Origin of the sequence: Ammoniphilus sp. CFH 90114, assembly GCF_004123195.1 — a bacterium.
Taxonomy (GTDB): Bacteria; Bacillota; Bacilli; order Aneurinibacillales; family RAOX-1; genus YIM-78166.
In genome coordinates, this window is record NZ_SDLI01000007.1 from 165,047 (window position 1) to 188,203 (window position 23,157).

Here is a 23,157-nt window from a genome sequence, read left to right on the forward strand (position 1 = left end):
ATCCCACATTGAACAACCCCTATGGAATACAAAACGACCAGCCAAACTCACAAAAATACCTTCTGATATCACGAACGATAGTTACGAGGTCACGAATCGCTAATGATTACAAATAATGAAATGTATGGCCCACACATTCAGGTCTCTCAAGTTTACTGAAGCATCTACCAACTTCCAGTAGGTTCAATTTTTAGATGCTTACCTGTATAACTTTGCTCACCAAAGGTGGTAACGAGTGTACACTTACTGACTGAAAAGGAATGGGATTCTTCCAGCTCATAATCCATTAGTAAACCTTCTCCCATCACTCTTCCCGCTTGATCTAGCACCTGTACTTTTTGACCTTTCATCGAGTGATGTTTAGCTGTTAACAGAAAGGTTGTCCAAGCTCTGAATTGATGAATGATATAAGCCCCTTCCCCGTTTGGAAGGTAGCCCAGGAGGCTGTTTGAATCATCGATAGAGCCACCTGATGCTTCTAGTACATTCTTCAATGCCTCATGAACCGTTTCGTATTCTCCCATTCCTAGATTTCCGGGGAAAGTAAAGAGTACTTCATCAGTGCGAACCTCGGCTCGAACCAATTCTTTTCTTTGTTTAGTTTCTAGTACATAGCTTTCTTTCGAGTTCTTGAATCCGTTTACTAACAGGGCACCCTCTATTTGATAGGTTGGCTTAAATTGAATGGTTGCTGTAAGCATTCTTGCCCCTCCCTCTTGTTTAATCGTCTAATCCTACTTGATTAAGAAAGACCTTGTGGTGAAGAAAATCACACGGAATCTTTATTTTCAATAGTTTGTGACTAAATATCGAATCCAATCCAATTTGTGAAGTTCGTCACACCTGCTTCGAGTGATGCCCTCTATTATATAGGTATCAGCCATAAACTTGATGATCATCAAAACTTAAAAAACAATTGATTTGCAAAACAAAATGGAGCAACACATCCTATAAGGAGGAATGGAAAATGAAGGCGGAGACCATCGGGAATAAACCTGTCGGGCGAATCGGAGCCAATTGGAACCCGGAAAATGAACAGTTTTGGGAAGCAGAGGGGAAACGTCACGCGAGAAGAAATTTGTTGATCTCTGTACCAGCGTTATTACTCGCCTTTGCAGTATGGCAAATTTGGTCCGTAGTCGCAGTAAGATTAAACGATGTTGGATTCAGTTTTACTTCAACTCAGCTCTTTACACTAGCAGCTTTACCAGGTCTTACAGGGGCAACACTAAGAATTTTTTATACTTTTCTACCTGGAATATTTGGAGGCAAGAACTGGACAGTCATTTCAACCGCGTCCTTATTGATACCATCTATAGGAATTGGACTTGCTGTTCAAAATCCAGAGACAAGCTTTACAACCATGGCGATACTAGCAGCACTATGTGGTCTTGGGGGCGGTAATTTCTCTTCTTCCATGGCTAATATCAGTTTCTTCTTTCCAAAGAAATCAAAAGGGATTGCATTAGGAATTAACGCAGGGATTGGGAACTTAGGGGTTAGTACGGTTCAGTTTTTAGCTCCGATTGTCATTACGATGGGAATCTTCGGTGCAGTAGGTGGAGTAAATCAACAGTTAGCGAACGGCTCTGAAGTATGGATTCAAAATGCAGCCTTTATCTGGGTTATTCCTATCATTCTCGTCACAATCGCAGCGCTGTTTGGAATGGATAATCTTCCGTCCGCGAAGCAGTCTTTTAAGGAACAAGCAGTTATCTTCAAAAGAAAACACACTTGGATTATGACTTGGCTTTATGTCATGTGTTTCGGATCTTTTATCGGTTACTCTGCAGCTTTCCCACTATTAATTAAGTCACAGTTTGCTGAACTAAACGTGATTCATCTAGCTTTCTTGGGACCATTAGTGGGGGCAGCGATTCGACCAGTCGGAGGATGGCTATCTGACAAGTTTGGTGGAGCTTTGGTAACCTTCTGGGATACCATTGTGATGATTGCAGCAACCTTCGGTGTTATCTACTTCTTAAACGAGAAGAACTTTACTGGATTCCTCATTATGTTCTTAATTCTCTTTACAACGACAGGAATTGCTAACGGATCGACTTTCCGCATGATTCCTTTCATCTTCCCAGCTAAAGAAGCTGCTCCTGTACTAGGCTTCACGGCTGCAATCGGAGCTTACGGTGCCTTCTTTATTCCAAAGATCTTCGGATGGTCTATCGAAACAACGGGTGCTGCGAATTTAGCCTTGTATCTTTTCATCGGATATTATGCAATCAGCTTAGTCGTTACTTGGTACTATTATTCAAGGAAAAATGCAGAGGTAAAGTGCTAACAAGCGTGAGAGAGGGGATATCCCTCTCTTTTTTGTTTAGTATATTGTATACAAAATGATGTACAGAAAAGGACTTTTGATTTATGATATTTAGTATCTATTGAACCTATGGTCATAGTAGTAACGTTCTAAATTCAGTGCTTAAGGAGGAAACCGTAGCGGATATGAAATCGATAAAAACTAAATTGGTACTTATTTATGGAATGATCTTTATTCTGATTGCCTCCGTCAATTTAATCTTTGCTCAATCCATGCTAAAGGAAAATGCGGAATATACTTCTCAACTGCTTGAAGAGCAATTACAAGAGAAGGTTGAAATGTTAGAGATGAGTGTTCATGGTCAACTCGATCATGTGATCCAAACCTCCGTCCTCTTGGCTGAGCAGATGGCTTCAGAGGAGCAAGTTATCCAAGGGATTGTGGAAAATAACCCTGAATTGATTCATCAAGCCCTTGGGAAGTCTTCAGAGCTTGCAAAGGAGAAAGCTGGAATTGATCTCATCTGGGTGACAAGTCTATCTAGTCGAACCTCAGAAGGAGATACACCTATATTGGCTTGTCCGACCAATCCTAAATTTGATGGATTCGGTGGTCTTAACTACTCATCAACAAATGAAGCTTTAAACAGCGGGAAAACGATATCCTCTTGGGAAGTGAACGAGGAAGATGGAAAGCTGCAAGTGACGGCTCCGATATTTAATGAAGGAAAAGTCATTGGAGCGATTGTAGTCGGAAGGCAGACTTATCAAGGCATGCTTCAAGAGATCTCTCAGTTGGCAAGTATTGGAAATACTCTGTTTCTGGTTAACGGAGAAGATTATTATGTCATGACCGACACGAAGTCCGATGAAATTGGACACCTCTTGTTTGAGGAATCAAAAGAAACCTTAGGGGAGCAGGCTCGATATGTTTCCCAACTAGCGAATGAGAAGGCGATGTTTAAAGAAGTGCTTCCTTATTTAGAGCAGGTACGTGCGGAAGGAAAGGGAATGACTCAAGTCACGGAGTGGAATGGAGTGGCTTATGCCGCTTACCTGCAGCCTATCCTTACCCATACAGGAAGTGTGGCAGGCGTGATGGTCGCTAGAATCCCAGGCTTTGTATCCATGCAAGAAGAAATCATGAATCAAACCGCAGCAAAACAATACTTATCCTATGTCGTTTCTATTATACTTATCATTTTCTCCATCGGGATAAGTTATCTCATGGCCAGCCGGATTGCGAGACCGATTGGTCAGATGGCAGAAATAGCGAAAAACGTTGCTGAAGGGGATCTCACTCACTCTATTACTATAAAAGGTGAGGATGAAGTGGCCAAATTGGCTAAAGACATGAGTACGATGAATCAAAATTTAAAGCAAATCATTCAAGAAGTTAAACGAAGTGCAGAAAAAGTAGCAAACTCAGCAGAGGAGCTGACGGCGGGTGCTGAGCAAACCGCACAGGCAACACAGCAAATTGCTACAACGATTCAAGATGTTGCTAGTGGAGCAGAGAAGCAAGTAACAAGCATGGAAGAAAGTTCTCAAACCCTCGCTGATATGTCACAAGGTATTCTGCAAATCGCTTCTTCTACACAGAAGGTATCGGTTTCATCCGCTCATACACTTGAACAAGCCAAGGTAGGGGCGGAGGCCATTTCTTCTGCAACAGATCAAATGAGTTCCATTCATAGTACAATGAATGGATTGGCACGTGTCGTACAAGGGCTCGGTGAACGTTCCCAAGAGATTGGGAAAATATTAGAGGTGATTACCGGAATTGCCGCACAAACCAATCTTCTAGCCTTGAATGCCGCCATAGAAGCTGCAAGAGCGGGCGAACAAGGGAGAGGCTTTGCTGTAGTAGCAGACGAAGTTCGCAAGCTAGCGGAGCAATCAGCTGGCTCAGCTCAGCAGATCTCAACATTGATCTTCTCCATCCGAGAAGAAACACACCAAGCGGTGAAAACGATGGAAGCAGCCATGCAAGAGGTAACACGAGGGATGGACAAAGTCCATACAGCAGGTGACTTCTTTGGTGAGATATCTCAATCTATTAATGAAGTGGCCGTCCAGATTGAAGAGGTGTCTGCAGCGATTGAACAAATGTCCGCAAGTAGTGAGCAAGTAGTAGATTCCATGAATAGAATTACGGGAATTGCGGAGACCTCTTCTGCAGGGACCCAGGAAATTTCCTCGGCTGTACAGGAGCAACTAGCCACTATGGAGGAAATTACTTCAGCCTCATTATCCCTGTCCAAGATGGCTGACGATCTTCAAAAGATGATTAGTAAATTTAAAATGTAATAAACCAAGAGGCCTATGATGGCGGAGACTACTCCATCATTAGGCCTTATTTGATCATTTAGCATACAGAGGATTTAAAATACTGCTCTTTTGTCAAGAGAAAATCGACAAGTTGATTCCAGTGTGCCACTCGTTGAAATTGGGAAATATGACGATTCCACGGATGATCAAAAATAATTTTGGTTTTTACAGGGGATTTTATTATATTATGGGGACCGTCATCAACAATGATATCTCCCATAACCAAGTCTTTACGGTGAGTTAAAATCAAATTGGGTCTGGATAAAAAGGAAAGGTTTTCCCTAATCCAGTGATATTTATCCTGGTAGGCATAATGCTCACTAGCCGTAACAAATACAATATCAAAATAGCGAGAAAGCTCCTTTATTCCCTCAATTGCTCCTTCTTTCGCCGGCAGACGCCTAAAGAAACCCGGTTCCTTGTTAATCTCTTCAAAAATCATATGCATAATCTCCGGTGGGAGAATACTTGAAAGATCCCACTTTGTCCATTCTTCCCGGTCATAAAGAGTGCCAGTCTTCTCGTAGATTCTTTGAACCCAAGTAGAGGTTTGATCAACGGTAACATCATCCATGTCTAAAAGAAGAACTTTATTCCGATTTGCAATGGTCATTCATAATCTCCTTTCATCTGCGGCTCTGAAGTTGGTGCCACTGTAACTTGAGCGCGCCAAAATCTGACCCATTCGCTCTTCGAATAAGGGATGATTTTGTCGTGTTATCATATATAGATTTTAAACGGGATGTTTAGAACACCTTATTTAAGATTGCAAGTGGATTGAACAAGATATGATCAAGGAATTGTTGATTTTTAGAGTATTGAATATTATAGTCTGAAAATTCATGAGGGGTGACGGTTTTAAAAATGCAATGTTAAGATAACGAATAGATTTTTAACAAGACTTTACAATTAATTAACAAAAGATATGAATTGATTTGGTAGATTGAATACAGTGGATTCTATTAATAAAACAAGCAGGAGGAAATTATGGACAGAATTGCTAGGCTATCTAGATTACTCATGATGTTTACGCTTTGTATACTGGTCTACCCGATCTCATTCATTTCTGCCATGGCTGTTGACATCGATGGTCATTGGGCTGAAAAACAAATGAATGCTTGGGTGGAAGAAAAGAAAATTCAGGGTTATCCTGATGGAAGTTTTCGACCTAACAAGCCCATAACTAGAGCAGAGTTTGTCACACTCACTAATAAAGCCTTTAATTACTCTAATATCGAAGAGATGAGCTTTACGGATATAGCTGTAACAGATTGGTACTTCACTGAGCTGTCTAAAGCGAAAGCTGCAGGATACCTGAATGGTTACGAAGACGGTACCATTCGTCCGAATCAGCCGATCAGCCGGCAAGAAGTGGCTGCTATTATCTTTAATATTTCTGAATTGCAAGCTCCAGAAAAACTAGAAGTAATTAATGCCTTTAAGGATGTAGATGTCATCCCCAGCTGGAGCAGAGATGCGATAGAAGCTGTTGTAAAAAAGCAAATTATGAAAGGTTATCCGGATCAAACCTTCCAAGCTAAGAAGTCTATTACGCGTGCAGAAGCGGTTGTCACTTTAGATGCGGCGATGAAGAGCAAGCAGGAAAAGGTAACCTACGATAAAGCCGGGGTTTACGGTTCACAATCCGGACAGCAGGTGATTAATGGAAATGTTATTGTAACGGTGTCTGGTGTAACTCTTCAAAACATGACGATTAACGGAGATTTAATACTGGATAAAGGCATTGGTGAAGGAGAAGCCAAGCTTAAAAAAGTAACGGTCAAGGGAACTACCTTTGTACGAGGCGGCGGATCTAATAGTATTCTAATTGAAGACTCCACATTAGGTGTAATGCATGTAGATCGCACGAATGGCGTGGTACGTATTGAAGCATCGGGAACAACAGAAATTGAAGAAGCTAATGTAGTTTCAGGCGCGAAGCTTGAGACAAAAAATCTTTCTGGGAATGGTTTTGGACAAGTTGTGGTTGTGAATGCATCACCAGGTGCAACGATCACACTAAATGGTAACTTTGGACAAGTCATCATTAATGCTCCGAATGTAACGGTTCAGGTAGCAAGCGGACAAGTGGGGTCCTTCCAAGTAGGTACAGGGGCCGCAGGTGCAACTGTCAATGTGGCTTCAGGTGCCTCTGTTAAAAACATGACGATTGATGCCCCAGTTTCCGTTACAGGAACAGGGACTATTCAAACGGCAAAGTTGAATGTGCAGACCGGCGTTAGCTTTGAGACGCAACCGAATAATGTGATTGGACAACCGACATCTCCAGGTTCCAGCAGTGGAGGAAGCAGTGGGGGAAGCAGTGGAGGAGGCGGTAAAACTGACGTTGATTATGTAAGAGAAGCAGCAACAGCTCTAACGGACACTGAACTGAAAAATCGAAATTTGGATTTGCAAAATGTTGCTACTAAATTAAGTTTGCCTCTAGCAGGGAAAAGTGGAACTGGAACGACAATCTCATGGACAACAAGCAATTCACAGCTAGTCACAGAAACTGGAGATGTTAATCGTCCTTCCTTTGACCAAGGGGATCAGGAAGTTCTCCTAACAGCTACAATTAAGAGAAATAATACCCAAGAGACTAAACAATTTAGAATTATTGTACTATCTAATAAAGCAGAATTAAAGCTGGTCTCTACTAAGCAAGGAGATGTCTATGAAGTGAAAGCACTTCTCACTGCTTCTGATTTGTATGCTGCAGAAGTCCACCTTGCCTTTGATCCAACAAAAATGGATGTAGTAGATGGTCCGAATGAAGCGGGGAAGGTCACCATTAATACGGGTTCTCTATTCCGTTCACTGCCAGTAGCTAATGAAGCAAACTATACAAGCAAGCAGATCGTTTTTGCTGGCAGCTTGCTTGGGAACGTAACAGGTCACCATGTCAAGGATGCAGTTCTATTTAGCTTTAAGGCGAGATTAAAGGGAAACGATTCTACCTCTATTACATTAGCTGAAGAGCCCATTTTTATCACGTCCAAGGAGCTAAGGTTAAGATTACAACCACAGTTTCAAGATATTTCTTTAGGAAATTAACACTTATTAGAGAGCTCCTCCGGAGTTCTCTTTTTTTGGATTGAAATAATTATTAACAATTTTTACACTTCCTTAATAATCAATTAACCTAAGTTTGATAGATTACTAAGTAAATAGATATTAGCTTGTCTACAATAAAGGAGCGTAACTATGAAACGATATGTCAAAAATAGTACTATTCTTCCGATAGCTTTGGCTGCAAGTCTCACTTTTGGCTCTGTAAGTTCATTGCCTGAACCATTTACCCAATTGGCTGCTGCTGATAATCCTGTTTCATTGAGAGTAAACCCAGCAACAACAGGAGATACCTTTACGGTTGATGTCGTAGTCAAGGCAAACGACTTATACGCTGCGAAGGTAAACTTAGATTTTGATTCAACAAAGGTGGAAGTTGTAGATGCCATGACGGATGTCCCAGGAGTCCAAGTCAAGAAGGGGAACTATGGCGGAGGGGCTGAGATCCAAAACAATGTTGACAATCAGCAGGGAAGAGTTGGGTTCTCCGCTCTGCTTGCTCTTGGTGATGTAGCTGGCATTAATCTAAACGATACCCTTTATACCGCAACATTTAAAGTAAAACAAGCAGGAGATCATGGAATCAAACTTGGTGAGGTTCAGCTTGCTAATTCGAACAATCAAGACATCTCGGGAGGCACCCCTCAACAGCCAGGTACCGGTGGAACACCAGGTACAAGTGGGCCAGGCGGAGGTGGACCTACTGCGCAACAGCCCGTTGTCACTCAACCGGCTACAGGGTTGCCTAAAATTGAATTAAAGGCAGAAGATGTCCAGAAAGGTGTCAAAGACGGTAAGCTATCAATACAGCTTACTGACAGTAAAGGAACGATCCTTCTTCCTTCTAACATAGGTGAACTACTCAAAACAAATAAGCTTGAAGTAAAAGGCGCAGGGCTGACGATGACAGTACCTCAAGACGTTCTTGTGGCCTTGACTTCCCTGGTTTCTCAGGAGGCTCTACAAGACAGTAGAATTTCTATATCTGTGACTACCCTATCTGCGGAATCCGGTAAGCAGTTCTTAGCGAAAGCGAAAAGCAAAGGAAAGGTTGATCTGATTGCGGGTGGAGACATTCTGGACTTTGACTTATCAATTGTTACCCAGGATGGAAAGACATCGACCTTGAAGCAATTTAATAAGCCTGTAACCATTGCCCTTCGCACAAATGCTGAAGTCAATGCAAAGTACGCTGGAATCTACTTCCTTGGAGATAATGGAGAGCTAGAATATATGGGCGGTACACTAAGCAATGGCATGATGACCGCGGAAATTCACCATTTTAGCAAGTTTGCTGTTCTCGAATATAAGAAATCTTATGATGATGTAGCAGTTAGCTTCTGGGCTTCTAATGTCATTCAAGAACTAGCCGCAAAACATATCGTAAGCGGTGTAAGCGAGACCCAGTTTGCTCCCGGGCGATCGGTTACCCGCGCTGAATTCTCTGCTTTATTGGTACGTGCCCTTGGCTTAAAAGCTAAGAATAGCGCAGCGTTTAAGGACGTACCTTCCAGCAAGTGGTACGCGAAGGAAGTTACTGCAGCGGCCGAAGCAGGCATTGTAAAAGGTAAAGGAAATGGATTGTTTGCTCCTGAGGCAACGATTACTCGCCAAGAGATGGTTGCGATGCTAGTTAAAGCCTATGAAGTGAAAACAGGGCAGAGCTATCAAGCGGGAACAGCAGCATCATTCAGTGATATGGGACAAGTCCAAAGCTGGGCAAAGGATGCAGTGAGTGCAGCAGTTGAACTCGATTTAGTCAAGGGTCGCACGGCGGACCAGTTTAGTCCTCAAGGCAAGACTACACGGGCTGAAAGTGCGCAAGTTATTTATAACTTATTAAATAAGTAAGATTGGGAAAAAGCCTTCTTTAGGAGGCTTTTTTCAATTCCTTCACTTGGAATTTACATAAGGATTATGCTACATTTTGTAAAAAGATATAAGGAGTCGATAAGATGTACACATTAAATCCGCCAACCCGTATTCTTATGGGACCAGGTCCCAGTGACGTTCACCCGCAGGTGTTGAAGGCTATGGCTACTCCTCTCATTGGTCACTTAGACCCGAAGTTTCTTGAAATTATGAATGAAGTAATGGACCTATTACGCGCGACCTTCCAGACGGATAATAAACTGACGGTAGCAATGTCCGGAACAGGGAGCGCTGGAATGGAGACGGTCTTCGTCAATCTCGTTGAGCCCGGAGATAAGGTCGTTATTGGAGTAAATGGTTTGTTTGGGGAAAGAATGGTGGATGTTGCCGAGCGATGTGGAGCAGAGGTGATCCGTGTGGAGGCACCTTGGGGCGAAATTATTGAGCCGGACGCCATTGAGAAAGTTTTAAAAGCGAATACCAATATTAAGCTCGTAGCCATTGTGCATGCAGAAACCTCAACAGGTGCACTACAACCTCTCGCGGAAATTTCTAGGGTCGTTCATGAGCATGAAGCTTTATTTGTTGTAGATGCCGTTACTTCTCTGGGAGGAATTGAAGTTGGGATTGATAAGCATCAGGTAGATGCTTGTTACAGCGGTACGCAAAAATGTATCAGTGCCCCTCCAGGACTATCTCCTGTAACCTTTAGTCCTCGTGCTCTAGCAGTCATGTCGAAACGTAAGTCTAAGGTTCAGAGCTGGTATTTAGACTTGTCGATGATTCAGAATTATTGGGGGAAAGAAAGATTTTACCATCACACAGCCCCCATTACCATGAGCTATGCCATACGTGAAGCTCTACGGCTAGTTGTTCAAGAGGAAGGCTTACAGCAGACCTTCAAGAGACACTGGACTTTGGGACAGTCCCTTCAGAAGGGACTTGTTGCTATGGGTTTAACCCTTCATGTGAAGGAAGGTCAGCGTTTACCCCAGTTGACCTCGGTGCTCATTCCAGAGGGTGTGGATGATCTCGCTGTTCGTAAATCATTACTGGAGCAGTTCGGTTTAGAAATCGGGGGTGGTCTTGGTCAACTGAAGGGAAAGGTTTGGAGGATAGGTCTTATGGGACATTCATGCCAGCCGCGCAATGTTGTACTATTTCTTACAGCACTTGAGCAGTTGCTTACTTTGCAAGGTGCCAAGATAGAGCGAGGTGCTGCGGTGGCTGCAGCAATGAAGGCTATGGGGCAGGAGGAAGCTTCTATTTTGCCAAAGGTATAATTTTGCATAAAGAATCTTCCTTTGTTTAAAGCAATTGAAAGAAATGATGATAAATTTCCAATGCCAGAAACCTAAGAGTAAGGTATTATTAAACTAAAATACTAGGCTTGGGAGAAAAGGTCACTTCCTTCTAATGATTGTTTTAGACTAGACTAGAAAGGGAAGAGAGCAAAAGATGAGAGGTAAAGTTTACTTAGTAGGAGCCGGTCCAGGGGATCCGAAATTAATTACAATAAAGGGTATGGAATGCATTCGGGAGGCAGATGTGATTGTCTACGACCGACTTGCTAATCCTGTTCTGCTTGACTACAGAAAAGACGGAGCCGAGTTGATTTATTGTGGAAAACTGCCGCATCATCATACTTTACGCCAAGAAGCCATTAATCAGCTATTAGTGGAGAAGGCTCTAGAAGGTAAGGTGGTTACTCGACTTAAGGGAGGAGACCCTTGTGTTTTCGGTCGAGTGGGAGAGGAAGCTGAGGTCTTGGTGTTCAACCATATTGAATTTGAGATCATTCCGGGAGTAACTTCTGGGATTGCCGTACCAGCTTATGCTGGTATTCCCGTTACCCATCGCGATTATGGCTCGACCTTTGCTATGGTCACTGGGCAAATGGGAAGGGATAAGGAACATTCCGAAGAGAAATGGGAGTCTTTAGCGCGCGGAATGGATACGATAGCGTTCTATATGGGGGTAGCCAATCTTCCACATATCTGCTCTCAATTAATGAAATATGGGAGAAGACCAGAAACTCCAGTGGCTGTCATTTCTTGGGGGACAACCCCTCAGCAAACTACCGTTATTGGTACGCTTTGTACGATCGAGGAGATTGTGGAATTAACTGAAGTTACGAATCCGGCGATTATCCTCGTTGGGGAAGTTGTAAGATTACGAGAAAAAATAAAATGGTTTCAAGAAAACAAAGAGAGCTTATCTATTTAGGGGCGGACTCCGAATGAGGTCGTCCCTTTTCCGCTTAAAGACAGGAGGAGGAGTTTTGCGAAGAGGTTGGATTAAATGGGGAGTTGTTCTTCTTTTTGCTATAAGTATTATTCTACTTCCTTATTTCAGTTGGGTATATAAGGAGAGTCAAGCCTTAGACGTCGTTATCCTAGACAATACCGTTCCCAATTCCTCTTACAGGGAACATAAAGGACTGATATGGTTATTAAATCATTTTAAATATGTGAGAAGTCAAACTCAGTCTACGTATAGTCTAAAAGATCATTATTTTGGTTTTGTTCCAAGCACAGATCATAAATACGAAATTAAAGAGTTAGAGATAACTCCTAATGAGTCTGACTTGATTTACATTGCCGATACGTATGGGGTGTATGAAGAGGATTACTATGGTCATACCGCCAATAGTCATGGCGTACGTTCAGATAAAATTTATGGAGGATTACGCTCTGATGACTTAGAGAAAATTAAGGCGGAGATCTACCGGGGAAAAACATTAATTGCCGAGTTCAATACCTTTGGAAGTCCTACAGAAGAAAGCGTGAGACAATCGCTTTATAAGATCCTAGGACTTGAATGGTCGGGTTGGATTGGAAGATCCTTTGCGGATCTGACGAGAGGAAAAGAAGTGCCAGCTTGGGCTGTATCCAATTATGAAAAAAAGTATGGCACTCCATGGAACTATAAGGGATATGGACTTGTTTTCGTCAACGAGCAAGATGACATTATTGTACTAGAGGGAGGCAAGGAGGCGGGAAAAGGAGGAAGTAGATATTCTTTAACGGAAGAAGGAAAAGCTTTCTTTGGCCCTCTAAGTGATACGCGGTATAACTATTGGTTCGATATCGTTGAAGCAACTCAACCAAAATCGGTACTGGCTGAGTATCATTTGGATGTAACCGAAGAAGGTAAGAAACTACTGGACCAACATGGAATTCCTGCCGTATTTCCTGCGGTGGTCAAGAATGCAACAGGAGTATATACTTCTTACTATTTTGCTGGTGACTATGCCGATAGCAATGAGCTTCCCTCCCTTTTCCAATTCGCTGGCTTTGATCGATTGATCTCATGGCTCTCCTGGGATTCAAAGGAAAGCTTAGAACCCTTTTTCTGGCGAATTTATTTACCTATGATGGAGAATATCCTAGCTGACACCTTAAAGGAAAAAGAGAACCGTCCACCTCCGAACATGCCGGATATGCTAACCGAAGATGGAACACAGCTAGTAGCCAGAACCCATGATAGTGATCTACAAATCTATCAAAACGGCAACTGGGAAACCTTCTTTGCAAAGGGTGTAAACATGGGGATGGCTCTCCCGGGTAAATGGTTTACGGAATTTCCTAAGGACGAAGCGGACTATTTGCGATGGCTTACCATGATTGGCGAGATGAATAGCAATACGGTTCGTGTCTATACCTTAATGGAACCTGCATTCTATCGAGCCTTGGCGGCATACAATAAGGTCCACCCTGACGAACCGCTGTGGTTAATGCAAGAGATCTGGCCGGAAGAGCATCCGGAACATCATGACTTCTTAGGAGAAAAGTATAATCGTGCCTTTCATGAAGAAATTGAGTATGTGATAGATGCTATACATGGAAAGGCGAAGATTCCTGAGCGAAAAGGCCGAGCTTATGGGGAATACACTGTCGATGTTTCTGCCTACGTAGTGGGTTATCTAGTGGGACGTGAGCTGGAGCCGGAAGAGGTATTAGAAACAGATAAAAGACATCCTGACTTTCAATTTGAAGGAGATTATCTCTCAGCCAAAGGAGGCAGTCCAACGGAAAACTGGCTGGCCTGGAGCTGTGACTATGTATTGGCTTATGAAGAAAAAACCTACGGCTGGCAGCATCCGGTCGCGATCGTAAGTTGGCCGACCCTCGATGCCTTGAAGCATGATGCAGAATGGAATGCCGAAGGGGATCCTTCTAAGCTATATAATGATAAGGCCACGGTAGATATTCGCAACTTGTCCTTCGGTCCTAAGATGAAGGCAGGCCTCTTCGGCGCCTATCATATTTATCCGAACTATCCAGATTTCATGAACAATGAGCAAAGTTACGATGATTATCAGGATGAAGAAGGGCGGTTACGCTATGGTGGATATCTGCAGCAATTTATGAAGATCCATCAAGGCTTTCCAGCCGTGGTAGCTGAATACGGACTAGCGACAGGAATGGGCAATGCGCATCATAGTCCGGATGGATATCATCATGGTGGTATGTCAGAAGAGCAGCAAGGTTTAGGGGTTGTCCGAATGACGAAGGCGATCCACAGGGAAGGGTATGCAGGCGCTCTAATCTTTGAATGGATGGACGAATGGGCAAAGAAAACCTGGATTACCGAGCCTTTTATGATACCTTATGAGAGACATGTCATGTGGCATAATGCCATTGATCCAGAACAGAACTACGGTCTTCTTGCTATGGAACCGAAGAAGCCATCCGTATCGGATTATTCCCTGGAGGGAGAAGGTCTCATACGCAAGCTTAAAATGAGCGCGGATGAAGCTTTCCTTCATATCGACTTAACCTTGAGTCGTCCAGTAGATTGGTCCAAGGATGAACTGTTAATCGGTCTCGACACCTTTGATAAGACAAAGGGTGAATTCCGATATCGCTCTGGACATCCTTTGACATCACCTACGGGATTGGAGTTTCTCATAGAGCTCAAGAGTGAGCAAGACGCAAAGCTCCTAGTCATACCAAGCTACAATATAGCAGAGGGGAGATTTAGCTCTGGACGAAGCCAAGAGGGTCGCTTTGAAGAAATGAGGCGCCTCATTAACAAGGGGGGTGTTCGTAAGGACGGAACCACTTATGGTGCGCATTTTGCCGATGGAAGCAGCCTTAAATATGGTACTTTTGTAGGGAATTACAACCATTGGAATTCTACTGAAGATAGAATCCACCTTCGACTGCCTTGGGGTCGAATCAATGTGACAGACCCGACTTCCTTACAGGTATTAAATGATAGCCGTAATTTGGAAGAACTAGAAGGTGTCCTAGAAAGAGACGAACTACGAACGGAGAAAACGGAAGGAATTCGTGTATCAGCGGTTTGGTTAGATAAAAATCAGGAAGTGGTAGACTTATTCCCGGGCGGCAGCAAACTTGAGGAGTCACCACCTTACCAATGGAAAGAGTGGAACAAACCTGTCTATAAGGAAAGGTTAAAAGAAAGCTACCCTTATATTCAAGAGTATTTTAAGTCAATACCATAGAAGGAAGAATAGAGTCATGGCGAGAGGTTGCTCCGTTATGGCTCTTTTTTTTGTATATAGATTGTATAATTCAATTGGAATTATCGTAATAGATACACAATGATATTCTTTTTGGTATAATATGTTACAGAGTTTGAAAAAGAAGTTTACTAGAGGGGTGAAGGGAACATGATGATCAAATTGGAGCATGTGGCACTGATTGTAAAAGATATGGATGCATCAATTAACTATTACTGCCAAATGTTCGGTTACGAATTAAGAACGAGAGGGGAAAACCAAGTTAGAGAGATGGCTTTTCTTTTCCACAAGAATCAGCCTGGTGTGGAATTAGAACTCATTCGTGACCTTGACCCAACGAAGCATAACTATTCCGAGAAGGGTATTGTTAATCATTTAGCCTTTACGGTAGAGAACATGGAAGAAGCCATTTCACATTATCAGGACAAGGGAATACAGTTCCTTACGGATCAACCCAACACGGCGATAGATGGAGCTAAGACCATTTTCTTCTATGGTCCTAATCAAGAGCTTTTACAGTTTGTTCAACCAAGTAAAAAGTAACCATTTGCATGCACTGTAGATAGAGGGTGATCCCCATCAACGGTGGTATGGTGAAATCTATATAAAAAAAGACAGAGGGTGGCACATATGAATTCAATTCGAAATATCTACTGTGTGGGACGAAACTACGCCTTACACGCTAAAGAATTAAACAATGAAGTACCTACTTCTCCCTTCTTATTCTCCAAGCCAACACATGCAGTAGTGAAAGCTGATGGACAAACCATCACGCTACCAGGAGATAGAGGCGGCGTGCATTATGAGGTGGAATTAGTAATTCATATTGCACGTGATTACGAAGCTGGGATGAAGGTTGATGATTTAGTAGACTCCATGGCCATAGGGTTAGATTTGACCTTAAGAGACGTTCAGGGTGAATTGAAGAAGAAAGGATACCCATGGTTATTGGCGAAGGGCTTCCCGAACTCTGCCGTGGTTACCGAGTTTGTACCTTTCCCTGGTGTTGAGGCTTGTAAGGCAAAGAATTTCATGCTCCTTAAGAATGGAGAACAAGTACAGTGCGGTAATATTGAGAACATGTTGTTTGACATGCAAGCCTTAGTTGAATTTTCGGCAAAACATTTTGGGTTAGGAAAAGGAGATTTGATCTTTACTGGGACACCAGAAGGAGTAGGGCCACTGGCTGACGGTGATCAATTGTCACTCGTATGGGGCGAAGAGGTTCTTGGGAAGTGTGACATTAGTATCAAAGGATAAAAATAAGCTTTCCCCTTCAAACAAGGGGAAAGCCTATTTTTATTTCTGAGTATGCGAATACCCATTAACGACCCAATCTAGCTTTCCGGTTTCAGGATGAATGATTAATCCATGTACAGGAATGCTCTTCGATAGCAAGGGGTGATTTTGGATCATTTTTACACTATTAATTACAGCTTCTATTACATTTTCGAATCCCGTAAGCCATTTCCCTAAATCCACGCCCGCGTGATTTAAAATGTTAATATGCTCTTGTGAAATTCCGTAGTCTTTTATTTTGTCTAGCATGGACGATGAGTGAAGTCCCGTCATGCCGCAGTCATGATGACCAATGACACAAATTTCTTCAGCATTCAGTTCATAGATGGCCACCAGAATACTGCGCATGATACTTCCAAAGGGATGGGAGACAATGGCTCCAGCATTTTTAATAATCTTGACGTCACCATTTTTTAAGCCCATGGCTTGTGGAAGCAACTCAATAAGACGAGTATCCATACAAGTCAGGATGACCATCTTTCTGTCTGGAAATTTTGTAGTGCGGTATTTTTCAAATTCTTTATTTTGTACAAAAGTATGATTGAAGTCGATAATATCATAAAGCTTTGACATATTTTGGTTTTCTCCCTTTTTCTTTTATGTATAAATAAATTCTAATCTTTTGAGAAGTAGTGGTTTCTCTTTACTGCAGGGGACGTTTGTGATTTCTAGCATTTAATTGCAAGGAATGTTACTATAAATTAAAGGCTAGTCAATGGAGTGATATGAAAGTGAGAGGTCAATGGAATCTTATCTTAGGTCTATTCTTTGCCTTATTGGTTGCTGTATTTGCTGTGGCCAATGTTTCATCTGTTACCGTTCACTATTTATTAGGGGTAAGTGAAATTCCGTTAATCATTGTCATTGTTGGGTCAGCATTGCTTGGCGGCTTAGTTGTCGGGATGTTAGGGATATTTAGACAATATAAGCTTCAATGGCAACTTAAAAAGTTAGAAAAAGAGTTAACCCAAACGAAATCTCAACTTTCTCAATACCAAGAAAAGGATTTATCCCCTATTAGTATAACGGAATCAACTGAACAAAAGGAAGACCAACTTGCTGAGTCCACACGTTCAGAGGAAACAGAAAAAAAGACGCCTTAAGCGTCTTTTTTCTTTTATATGCTATGAAGCAATGGTATTAGCCAACCAAAAATATAACGGAATCCCTACAATGAGGTTAAAGGGAAGGGTTAGACCTAAGGCAGAGCCAATGTATAAACCCGAGTTGGCATGAGGGATGGCTTGCTCAACAGCGGCAGGAGCGGCAATGTACGATGCACTCGCAGCTAGCGTAGCAAGCATGGTTACTCCTCCGATTGACATCCCAATGAATGTTCCGAGCATGACACCTAATACTCCCCCGATAAGAGGAAGAATAAAGGCGAAGGAAAAAGAAACAAGATTAATATTTTTAAGCTCTCGAATCTTTTGTGTGGCAATCATCCCCATGTGCAAGAGGAATATGCAAAGTACACCGTAAAATAAGTCTCCAAACAAAGGCTTGATCTTGGCAATTCCATCCTCATGAGCGATTAATCCTATAACCATCCCCCCTAACAGAAGAAATATGCTCTTTCCGAAAAACGCTTCTTTAAAGACATGACTTAATCCTTCATTACGTTGTTTATTTTTAGATAACATACGATTGATCACGATGGCTGTAACAATGGCCGGTCCTTCCATAATGACTAAGATGGCGGCAATATAGCTTTCGTAGGGCATATTAATTTTATCAAGAAAGCTAAGAGCAGCAACAAAGGTAACGGCACTTACTGAACCATAATGCGCAGCTATCGCTGTTGAATCATCAAGGGAAAAACGGTAGACATATCGAAGAAGTAAAAAGGTAATCCCAAGCATAAAAAAGCTGAGAATAAGGGCGGCTAAAACGGCAGGCAGCATGGAGAGAAAGGGGACATGGGATAATTCCACTCCACCTTTAATTCCGATGGTAAATAAAATAATCATCGTATAGCCGGTGTAGAAAGCTGAGGGAACCTGTAAGTCAGAATTTACGAGTACAGCAATAATCCCTAAGATAAAGAATAAAATCATAGGAGAAAGAAGATTGGCATAAGCAATGTCGATGATCTGCTCCAAGAATATTCCTCCTTTGCCAACGAGTATCCATTCACCATAGTCTACCCCAAATATAGAAAAAGGAAAACTGGGTAACCCAGCTTTCCTTTTTATGTGATCTTATGAGGCTTTAGAGTCGGCCTCCTGCATCGCAATGCGAACACGCTCAGATAATTCATCAGAACCGTGGATACGAGCCCAAATGTTATTAACATAAACGGGCATTTGGTTTTTATCCATAATGCTTACAAGGTAAATCGCCAAGAAGCTTAATGGAATAACGAAGATTGATGGAAAGGCCATTGCCCCTAGAGTTGCTCCAAAGCTTCCAGGTGCAAATACACCAGTCTCCTTCAGGATGTTCATGAGGATGAAGAAAATACTTCCGCCTCCACCAACAATCATCCCTGCAATAGCACCATTTCGAGTTGTTTTCTTCCACCAGATGGAGCAGAGAAGCATAGGCACGAAAGCACCACCAGATACCGCGAACGCCCAAGTTACCATCATGGCAATGAGAGAAGGATAAGCTTTATCAAGTCCAATTGCTGGGATCCCGATTCCAACGAGAAGAGAGAATAGACCCATGACCACAACCGCTAGTTTACCTACAAATACTTTTTTCCATTCTGGTGCATTCGGGTTTACGTAGTTTTCATAAATATCATGTCCCCAAGAAGCAGCAGAAGCGATTAATAATCCACCAACAGTAGAGAACATCGCAGCAAAAGCACCTGCAGCAACGTATCCAAGACCGAACTCACCGAACAATAACTTTCCTAATACAGGCATAATCTGGTCAGACTTTAACAGATGTCCATCTACAGTAAGGGCAAGTATGCTAGGATCTGTTGCCGCAAGGTTAGCAACGAAATTTCGTCCACCCATCCCTACTACAGAACTCATGATATAGAAAAATCCGATAAATCCTAATACCCATAGCGTTGTAATGCGTGCTACCTTACCAGACGGGTTGGTATAGTAGCGATTCATGATATGAGGAAGACCCATTGTACCAAGAACGAGCGCAAGTACCATAGAGAACTGATTTAACCAATCATAGCGGTGTCCTGGCTCTTGGAATGTCATAGTACGCTCAGGATGCAACTTATTGGATTGAGGCAATACCACATTCACGTTTGCAGAAGGATCTCCAGCTTGAACCTTTGCATCTACTTCCGCAAATGCTTCAGGAGTCATGACGGCCTTCGCCTTATCATAAGGACGCTTACCTTCTTCGCCTGCCATCAATTTTTCAACAGTCATCGTAGCAGGGTTAGTTAAAGGTTTGTTTTCAGAAGCGTAAGAACCTACACCTTTAGCTAATACAAGAGCAAAGACTAAGAACATAGCTGTGAACAATACCCAGAATTGGATCATCTGATTCAAGGTTGTACCCTTCATACCACCAACAGCAACATAAAAGATCATGATAGCAACAACAGCAACTACTCCCGTTTGGTATGGGGTCATGCCAAAGAATCCAAGTCCAACAAGTACGTTCCAAGTGTTACCTGCTCCGACCATTTGTGGAGCTAAGTAGAAAATACAAATGATCTGAACCATAATAACGCCAATAATTCTAGCTGTGTGGCTTTTCCCGAATCGGGCAAATAGGAAGTCTGGAATGGTATACTCCCCAAATTTGCGTAGAGGACTAGCTATAAAGAGAACAACAGGTACGAAGGCGGCACCAAATCCAACAGCATACCACATTCCATCAACACCTGATGCATAGACAGCGGCAGCAACACCGAGGAAGGAGGCAGCGGAGAAGTAATCACCGCAGATCGCAGTTGAGTTTGTCAACATCCCTACCTTACGGCCAGCTAGATAAAAGTTTGCTGTATTGGAGTTGAAGCTTCTCGCATAAATAGAAATTCCAATTGTAATGACTACAAGAGTAAGAACCATGATAACTGCGGTAGTATTTAACATATAAACCCCCCTATCTTCATTTACTTGTTATTTACTTTTTATTTAGGATTTCATCTAGCTTATTCGCTTTCTTTACAAATACAAAAGCCATCAACCAATAAACGATATGAAAGAGTAAGAGTGTAGTCCAGAAGTTAAGTGAAAGTCCTCCAACAATAGGGGTGGCGTACCACCATTCCGAGGTAATGCTCAAGAAGGGGATTAAGAGTGTGATGAGGAAGAAGTAGGCTCCAAAGGTGAAGCTTAGTTTCTTCTGCGCAGAGAAAGACTTCTCTACTTCCGCTAATTCCTGGGTTGAAACAAATTGTGTGTTTAGAGAAGCCGGAACAGAGGACTGGTGCCCAATGGGCTGAACGACATTTTTACCCAAGTTTGTTGTTGCCATAAGAAACCTCCTTTTATTTTGTCTCAACGCTTTGTAAGCGCTTAAGTTGGGTATATTTCCAATGTAGATAACTTTGCAACAAATAGGCGTATCATGTCGTCTATTACGTGTAAACGGTATGAAAATGATTGTTTTTTGGTCTTAATCCACAAAAATGTTTGCAGACAAACAAATATAGTTGAAAAATGAAGGAATTTGTAATGTGTCTTCATGGGGAGTACACTGAACTGGGAAAATTTTTAGAAAAAATAGTAATATGTATCTATTTTTTTCTTTACAAAAATGTGAACAAAGTGATACAATCACTTTTGTGATTCGGAAATATTCAGTATTATAGAAAATGAAATTGGTTTCGTACAGTAATACTTTAATCGAGTGAAATATTAATTTATTATAAATTTGCAGTAAATTTGGAAGAGGTGTGCTTTTGTGACGGACAAATTATTAGAAATAAAAGGACTACGCACCCACTTTTTCAGTGATTCAGGAGAAATTCCAGCAGTAGATGGAATTGATCTCTATGTAAGAAGAGGAGAAGTGTTAGGAGTTGTTGGAGAATCAGGCTGCGGGAAAAGCGTAACCTCTCTTTCTGTTATGAGACTTGTTCCCAACCCACCAGGAAAGATCGTCGGTGGCACAATGTCCTTTAAGGGTGAAGATTTAGTTTCCGCAAGTGAAAAAAGAATGCGGAAAATTAGAGGAAATGAGATTGCGATGATTTTCCAGGAACCTATGACTTCCTTAAACCCCGTCTACACGATTGGGGATCAAATTGGAGAAACCGTTCGTCTTCATCGGAACTTGAGTAAGAAGGAAGCCAAACAGCATGCCATTGATATGCTGAGAAAGGTAGGGATCCCACGCCCTGAGCAGATAGTTGATGAGTATCCTCATCAACTATCGGGAGGAATGAGACAACGGGTCATGATCGCTATGGCTATGTCTTGTGATCCTGAATTACTCATCGCCGATGAACCGACAACTGCACTGGATGTTACGATACAAGCCCAGATTCTTGATCTCATGAGAAACTTGAATAAAGAAACTGGGGCAGCGATTATGATGATTACTCATGATCTTGGTGTCGTAGCTGAGATGTGCGATCGGGTTGTTGTTATGTACGCTGGAAAAGTGGTTGAAGAAGGAGATGTAAGAACGATCTTCAAGAACCCACAACACCCATATACAAAAGGCTTAATTCAGTCCGTTCCGCGTATGGATGATAATAAAGATCGACTGTATTCAATCCCGGGTAATGTTCCGACCCCAGGGTCCATGCCGAAGGGATGTCGCTTCGCCCCAAGGTGTGAATCTATTATTGATAGATGTAAGGAAGAGATGCCGGAGCTCGTTTCTTTAGAAGCAGGGCACAAGTGCAGATGTTGGTTGCAACAATAAGGAAAGGAGGACTCTCGAGTGGCACAGGATTTGCTCCAAGTTAAAAATCTCAAAAAGTATTTTCCTATAAAAGGCGGCATATTGGGTAAGGAGGTCGGTCAGGTCAAAGCGGTCGATGATGTATCCTTTACAGTGAAAAAAGGAGAGACGCTAGGCTTAGTAGGGGAAAGTGGATGCGGAAAGTCAACGACTGGAAGATCACTCCTCCGATTAATTGAACCAACCTCAGGCCAAGTCGTTTTTGACGGGAAAGACGTAACAGCAATGTCTAAGGATGAGTTAAGACGGATGCGAAGAGATATGCAAATTGTTTTTCAGGATCCGTTTGCTTCTCTGAATCCAAGGCATACAGTAGAAAAGATTCTCGAAGAGCCTTTAATCGTACACGGTATGGGCAATGCAAAAGAAAGAAAAGAAAGAGTCCAGTACTTACTAGAGGTTGTAGGATTGAATGCCTACCACGCGAAGCGTTATCCGCACCAGTTTTCTGGGGGACAGCGTCAGCGGATTGGGATTGCAAGAGCGCTCGCTGTTAATCCGAAGTTGATCGTAGCGGATGAGCCTGTCTCAGCCTTGGATGTATCCATTCAGTCGCAGGTCTTGAATCTTCTGCAAGATTTACAAAGGGAATTTGACTTAACCTACATCTTTATTGCCCATGACTTAAGTGTCGTAAAACACATTTGCGACCGCGTTGGCGTGATGTATTTAGGAAGAGTTGTAGAGTTGGCCGATAAGAATAGTCTTTATGCTGAACCTAAGCATCCTTATACAAAGGCTCTTCTGTCTGCTGTTCCGATTCCAGATCCTGATGTATTGCAGGAGCGCATTATCCTTCAAGGAGATGTGCCAAGCCCAGCGAATGCACCGAAGGGCTGTGCATTCCATACCCGCTGCAGTGCAGTAATGGACATCTGTAAAACAGATAGACCCGCTTTCAAGGATAGTGGGAATGGTCATTTTGTAGCGTGTCATCTTTATAACTAGTTCTCTTATTTGGCTCTAGTTATAGATAAAAT

At 42.4% G+C, this 23,157-nt stretch carries 18 protein-coding genes; 12 read left to right on the forward strand and 6 right to left on the reverse strand.

Annotated features, from left to right (window positions below; all coding sequences use genetic code 11):
• Positions 1–164 precede the first annotated feature (164 nt).
• Positions 165–701 (reverse strand): hypothetical protein, encoded by a 537-nt coding sequence (locus EIZ39_RS17000; RefSeq protein WP_129201269.1) that lies wholly within the window; start codon positions 699–701, stop codon positions 165–167.
• 266 nt (positions 702–967) lie between these two features.
• Between EIZ39_RS17000 and EIZ39_RS17005 the strand changes: the two genes are divergently transcribed.
• Positions 968–2,293, forward strand: a complete 1,326-nt coding sequence (locus EIZ39_RS17005; RefSeq protein WP_129201271.1) for a NarK family nitrate/nitrite MFS transporter — start codon at positions 968–970, stop codon at positions 2,291–2,293.
• A 164-nt stretch (positions 2,294–2,457) separates the two neighbouring features.
• Positions 2,458–4,581, forward strand: coding sequence for a methyl-accepting chemotaxis protein (locus EIZ39_RS17010; protein ID WP_129201273.1), 2,124 nt, complete (start codon positions 2,458–2,460; stop codon positions 4,579–4,581).
• A gap of 58 nt (positions 4,582–4,639) precedes the next feature.
• On the opposite strand, the gene EIZ39_RS17015 is transcribed toward EIZ39_RS17010, so the two are convergent.
• Entirely contained in the window at positions 4,640–5,215 is a 576-nt protein-coding gene (locus tag EIZ39_RS17015) for a 5' nucleotidase, NT5C type (RefSeq protein WP_129201275.1), read from the reverse strand.
• 374 nt (positions 5,216–5,589) lie between these two features.
• Here EIZ39_RS17015 and EIZ39_RS17020 point away from each other — a divergent pair, with 374 nt between their 5' ends.
• The 7 genes from EIZ39_RS17020 (at position 5,590) to EIZ39_RS17050 (ending at position 16,297) form a co-directional block, all read left to right on the forward strand.
• Entirely contained in the window at positions 5,590–7,659 is a 2,070-nt protein-coding gene (locus EIZ39_RS17020) for an S-layer homology domain-containing protein (protein ID WP_129201277.1), read from the forward strand.
• A 150-nt stretch (positions 7,660–7,809) separates the two neighbouring features.
• A complete protein-coding gene (locus EIZ39_RS17025) occupies positions 7,810–9,525 on the forward strand; it encodes an S-layer homology domain-containing protein (RefSeq protein ID WP_129201279.1) in 1,716 nt (571 codons plus the stop codon).
• A 104-nt stretch (positions 9,526–9,629) separates the two neighbouring features.
• A complete protein-coding gene (locus tag EIZ39_RS17030) occupies positions 9,630–10,829 on the forward strand; it encodes a pyridoxal-phosphate-dependent aminotransferase family protein (protein ID WP_129201281.1) in 1,200 nt (399 codons plus the stop codon).
• Positions 10,830–11,004: 175 nt separating this feature from the next.
• Positions 11,005–11,772 (forward strand): uroporphyrinogen-III C-methyltransferase, encoded by a 768-nt coding sequence (gene cobA / locus EIZ39_RS17035; RefSeq protein ID WP_129201283.1) that lies wholly within the window; start codon positions 11,005–11,007, stop codon positions 11,770–11,772.
• Between the two features lie 55 nt (positions 11,773–11,827).
• Positions 11,828–15,019: a hypothetical protein gene (locus tag EIZ39_RS17040; RefSeq protein WP_129201285.1), complete on the forward strand. Its 3,192-nt coding sequence runs from the start codon at positions 11,828–11,830 to the stop codon at positions 15,017–15,019.
• A gap of 168 nt (positions 15,020–15,187) precedes the next feature.
• On the forward strand, positions 15,188–15,580 hold the full coding sequence (locus tag EIZ39_RS17045) for a VOC family protein (RefSeq protein ID WP_129201287.1): 393 nt from the start codon (positions 15,188–15,190) through the stop codon (positions 15,578–15,580).
• Positions 15,581–15,667: 87 nt separating this feature from the next.
• The gene (locus EIZ39_RS17050) at positions 15,668–16,297 is read left to right on the forward strand and encodes a fumarylacetoacetate hydrolase family protein (protein WP_129201289.1); all 630 of its coding nucleotides are present in this window, start codon (positions 15,668–15,670) and stop codon (positions 16,295–16,297) included.
• A gap of 39 nt (positions 16,298–16,336) precedes the next feature.
• Here the strand turns inward: EIZ39_RS17050 and EIZ39_RS17055 are convergent, their stop codons facing one another.
• Positions 16,337–16,909 (reverse strand): beta-class carbonic anhydrase, encoded by a 573-nt coding sequence (locus EIZ39_RS17055; protein ID WP_129201291.1) that lies wholly within the window; start codon positions 16,907–16,909, stop codon positions 16,337–16,339.
• 158 nt (positions 16,910–17,067) lie between these two features.
• Between EIZ39_RS17055 and EIZ39_RS17060 the strand changes: the two genes are divergently transcribed.
• Entirely contained in the window at positions 17,068–17,439 is a 372-nt protein-coding gene (locus tag EIZ39_RS17060) for a LapA family protein (protein WP_129201293.1), read from the forward strand.
• Positions 17,440–17,460: 21 nt separating this feature from the next.
• Here the strand turns inward: EIZ39_RS17060 and EIZ39_RS17065 are convergent, their stop codons facing one another.
• The 3 genes from EIZ39_RS17065 to EIZ39_RS17075 form a co-directional block, all read right to left on the reverse strand.
• Positions 17,461–18,438 carry a sodium-dependent bicarbonate transport family permease gene (locus EIZ39_RS17065; protein ID WP_129201295.1) on the reverse strand — a complete coding sequence of 326 codons (978 nt, stop codon included), beginning with the start codon at positions 18,436–18,438 and terminating at the stop codon, positions 17,461–17,463.
• Between the two features lie 99 nt (positions 18,439–18,537).
• Positions 18,538–20,355 (reverse strand): solute symporter family protein, encoded by a 1,818-nt coding sequence (locus EIZ39_RS17070; RefSeq protein WP_129201296.1) that lies wholly within the window; start codon positions 20,353–20,355, stop codon positions 18,538–18,540.
• Positions 20,356–20,386: 31 nt separating this feature from the next.
• Positions 20,387–20,740 carry a DUF485 domain-containing protein gene (locus EIZ39_RS17075; RefSeq protein WP_129201298.1) on the reverse strand — a complete coding sequence of 118 codons (354 nt, stop codon included), beginning with the start codon at positions 20,738–20,740 and terminating at the stop codon, positions 20,387–20,389.
• Between the two features lie 429 nt (positions 20,741–21,169).
• Here EIZ39_RS17075 and EIZ39_RS17080 point away from each other — a divergent pair, with 429 nt between their 5' ends.
• The gene (locus tag EIZ39_RS17080; RefSeq protein ID WP_129201299.1) at positions 21,170–22,138 is read left to right on the forward strand and encodes an ABC transporter ATP-binding protein; all 969 of its coding nucleotides are present in this window, start codon (positions 21,170–21,172) and stop codon (positions 22,136–22,138) included.
• Between the two features lie 18 nt (positions 22,139–22,156).
• Positions 22,157–23,125, forward strand: a complete 969-nt coding sequence (locus tag EIZ39_RS17085; protein ID WP_129201300.1) for an ABC transporter ATP-binding protein — start codon at positions 22,157–22,159, stop codon at positions 23,123–23,125.
• Positions 23,126–23,157 lie beyond the last annotated feature (32 nt).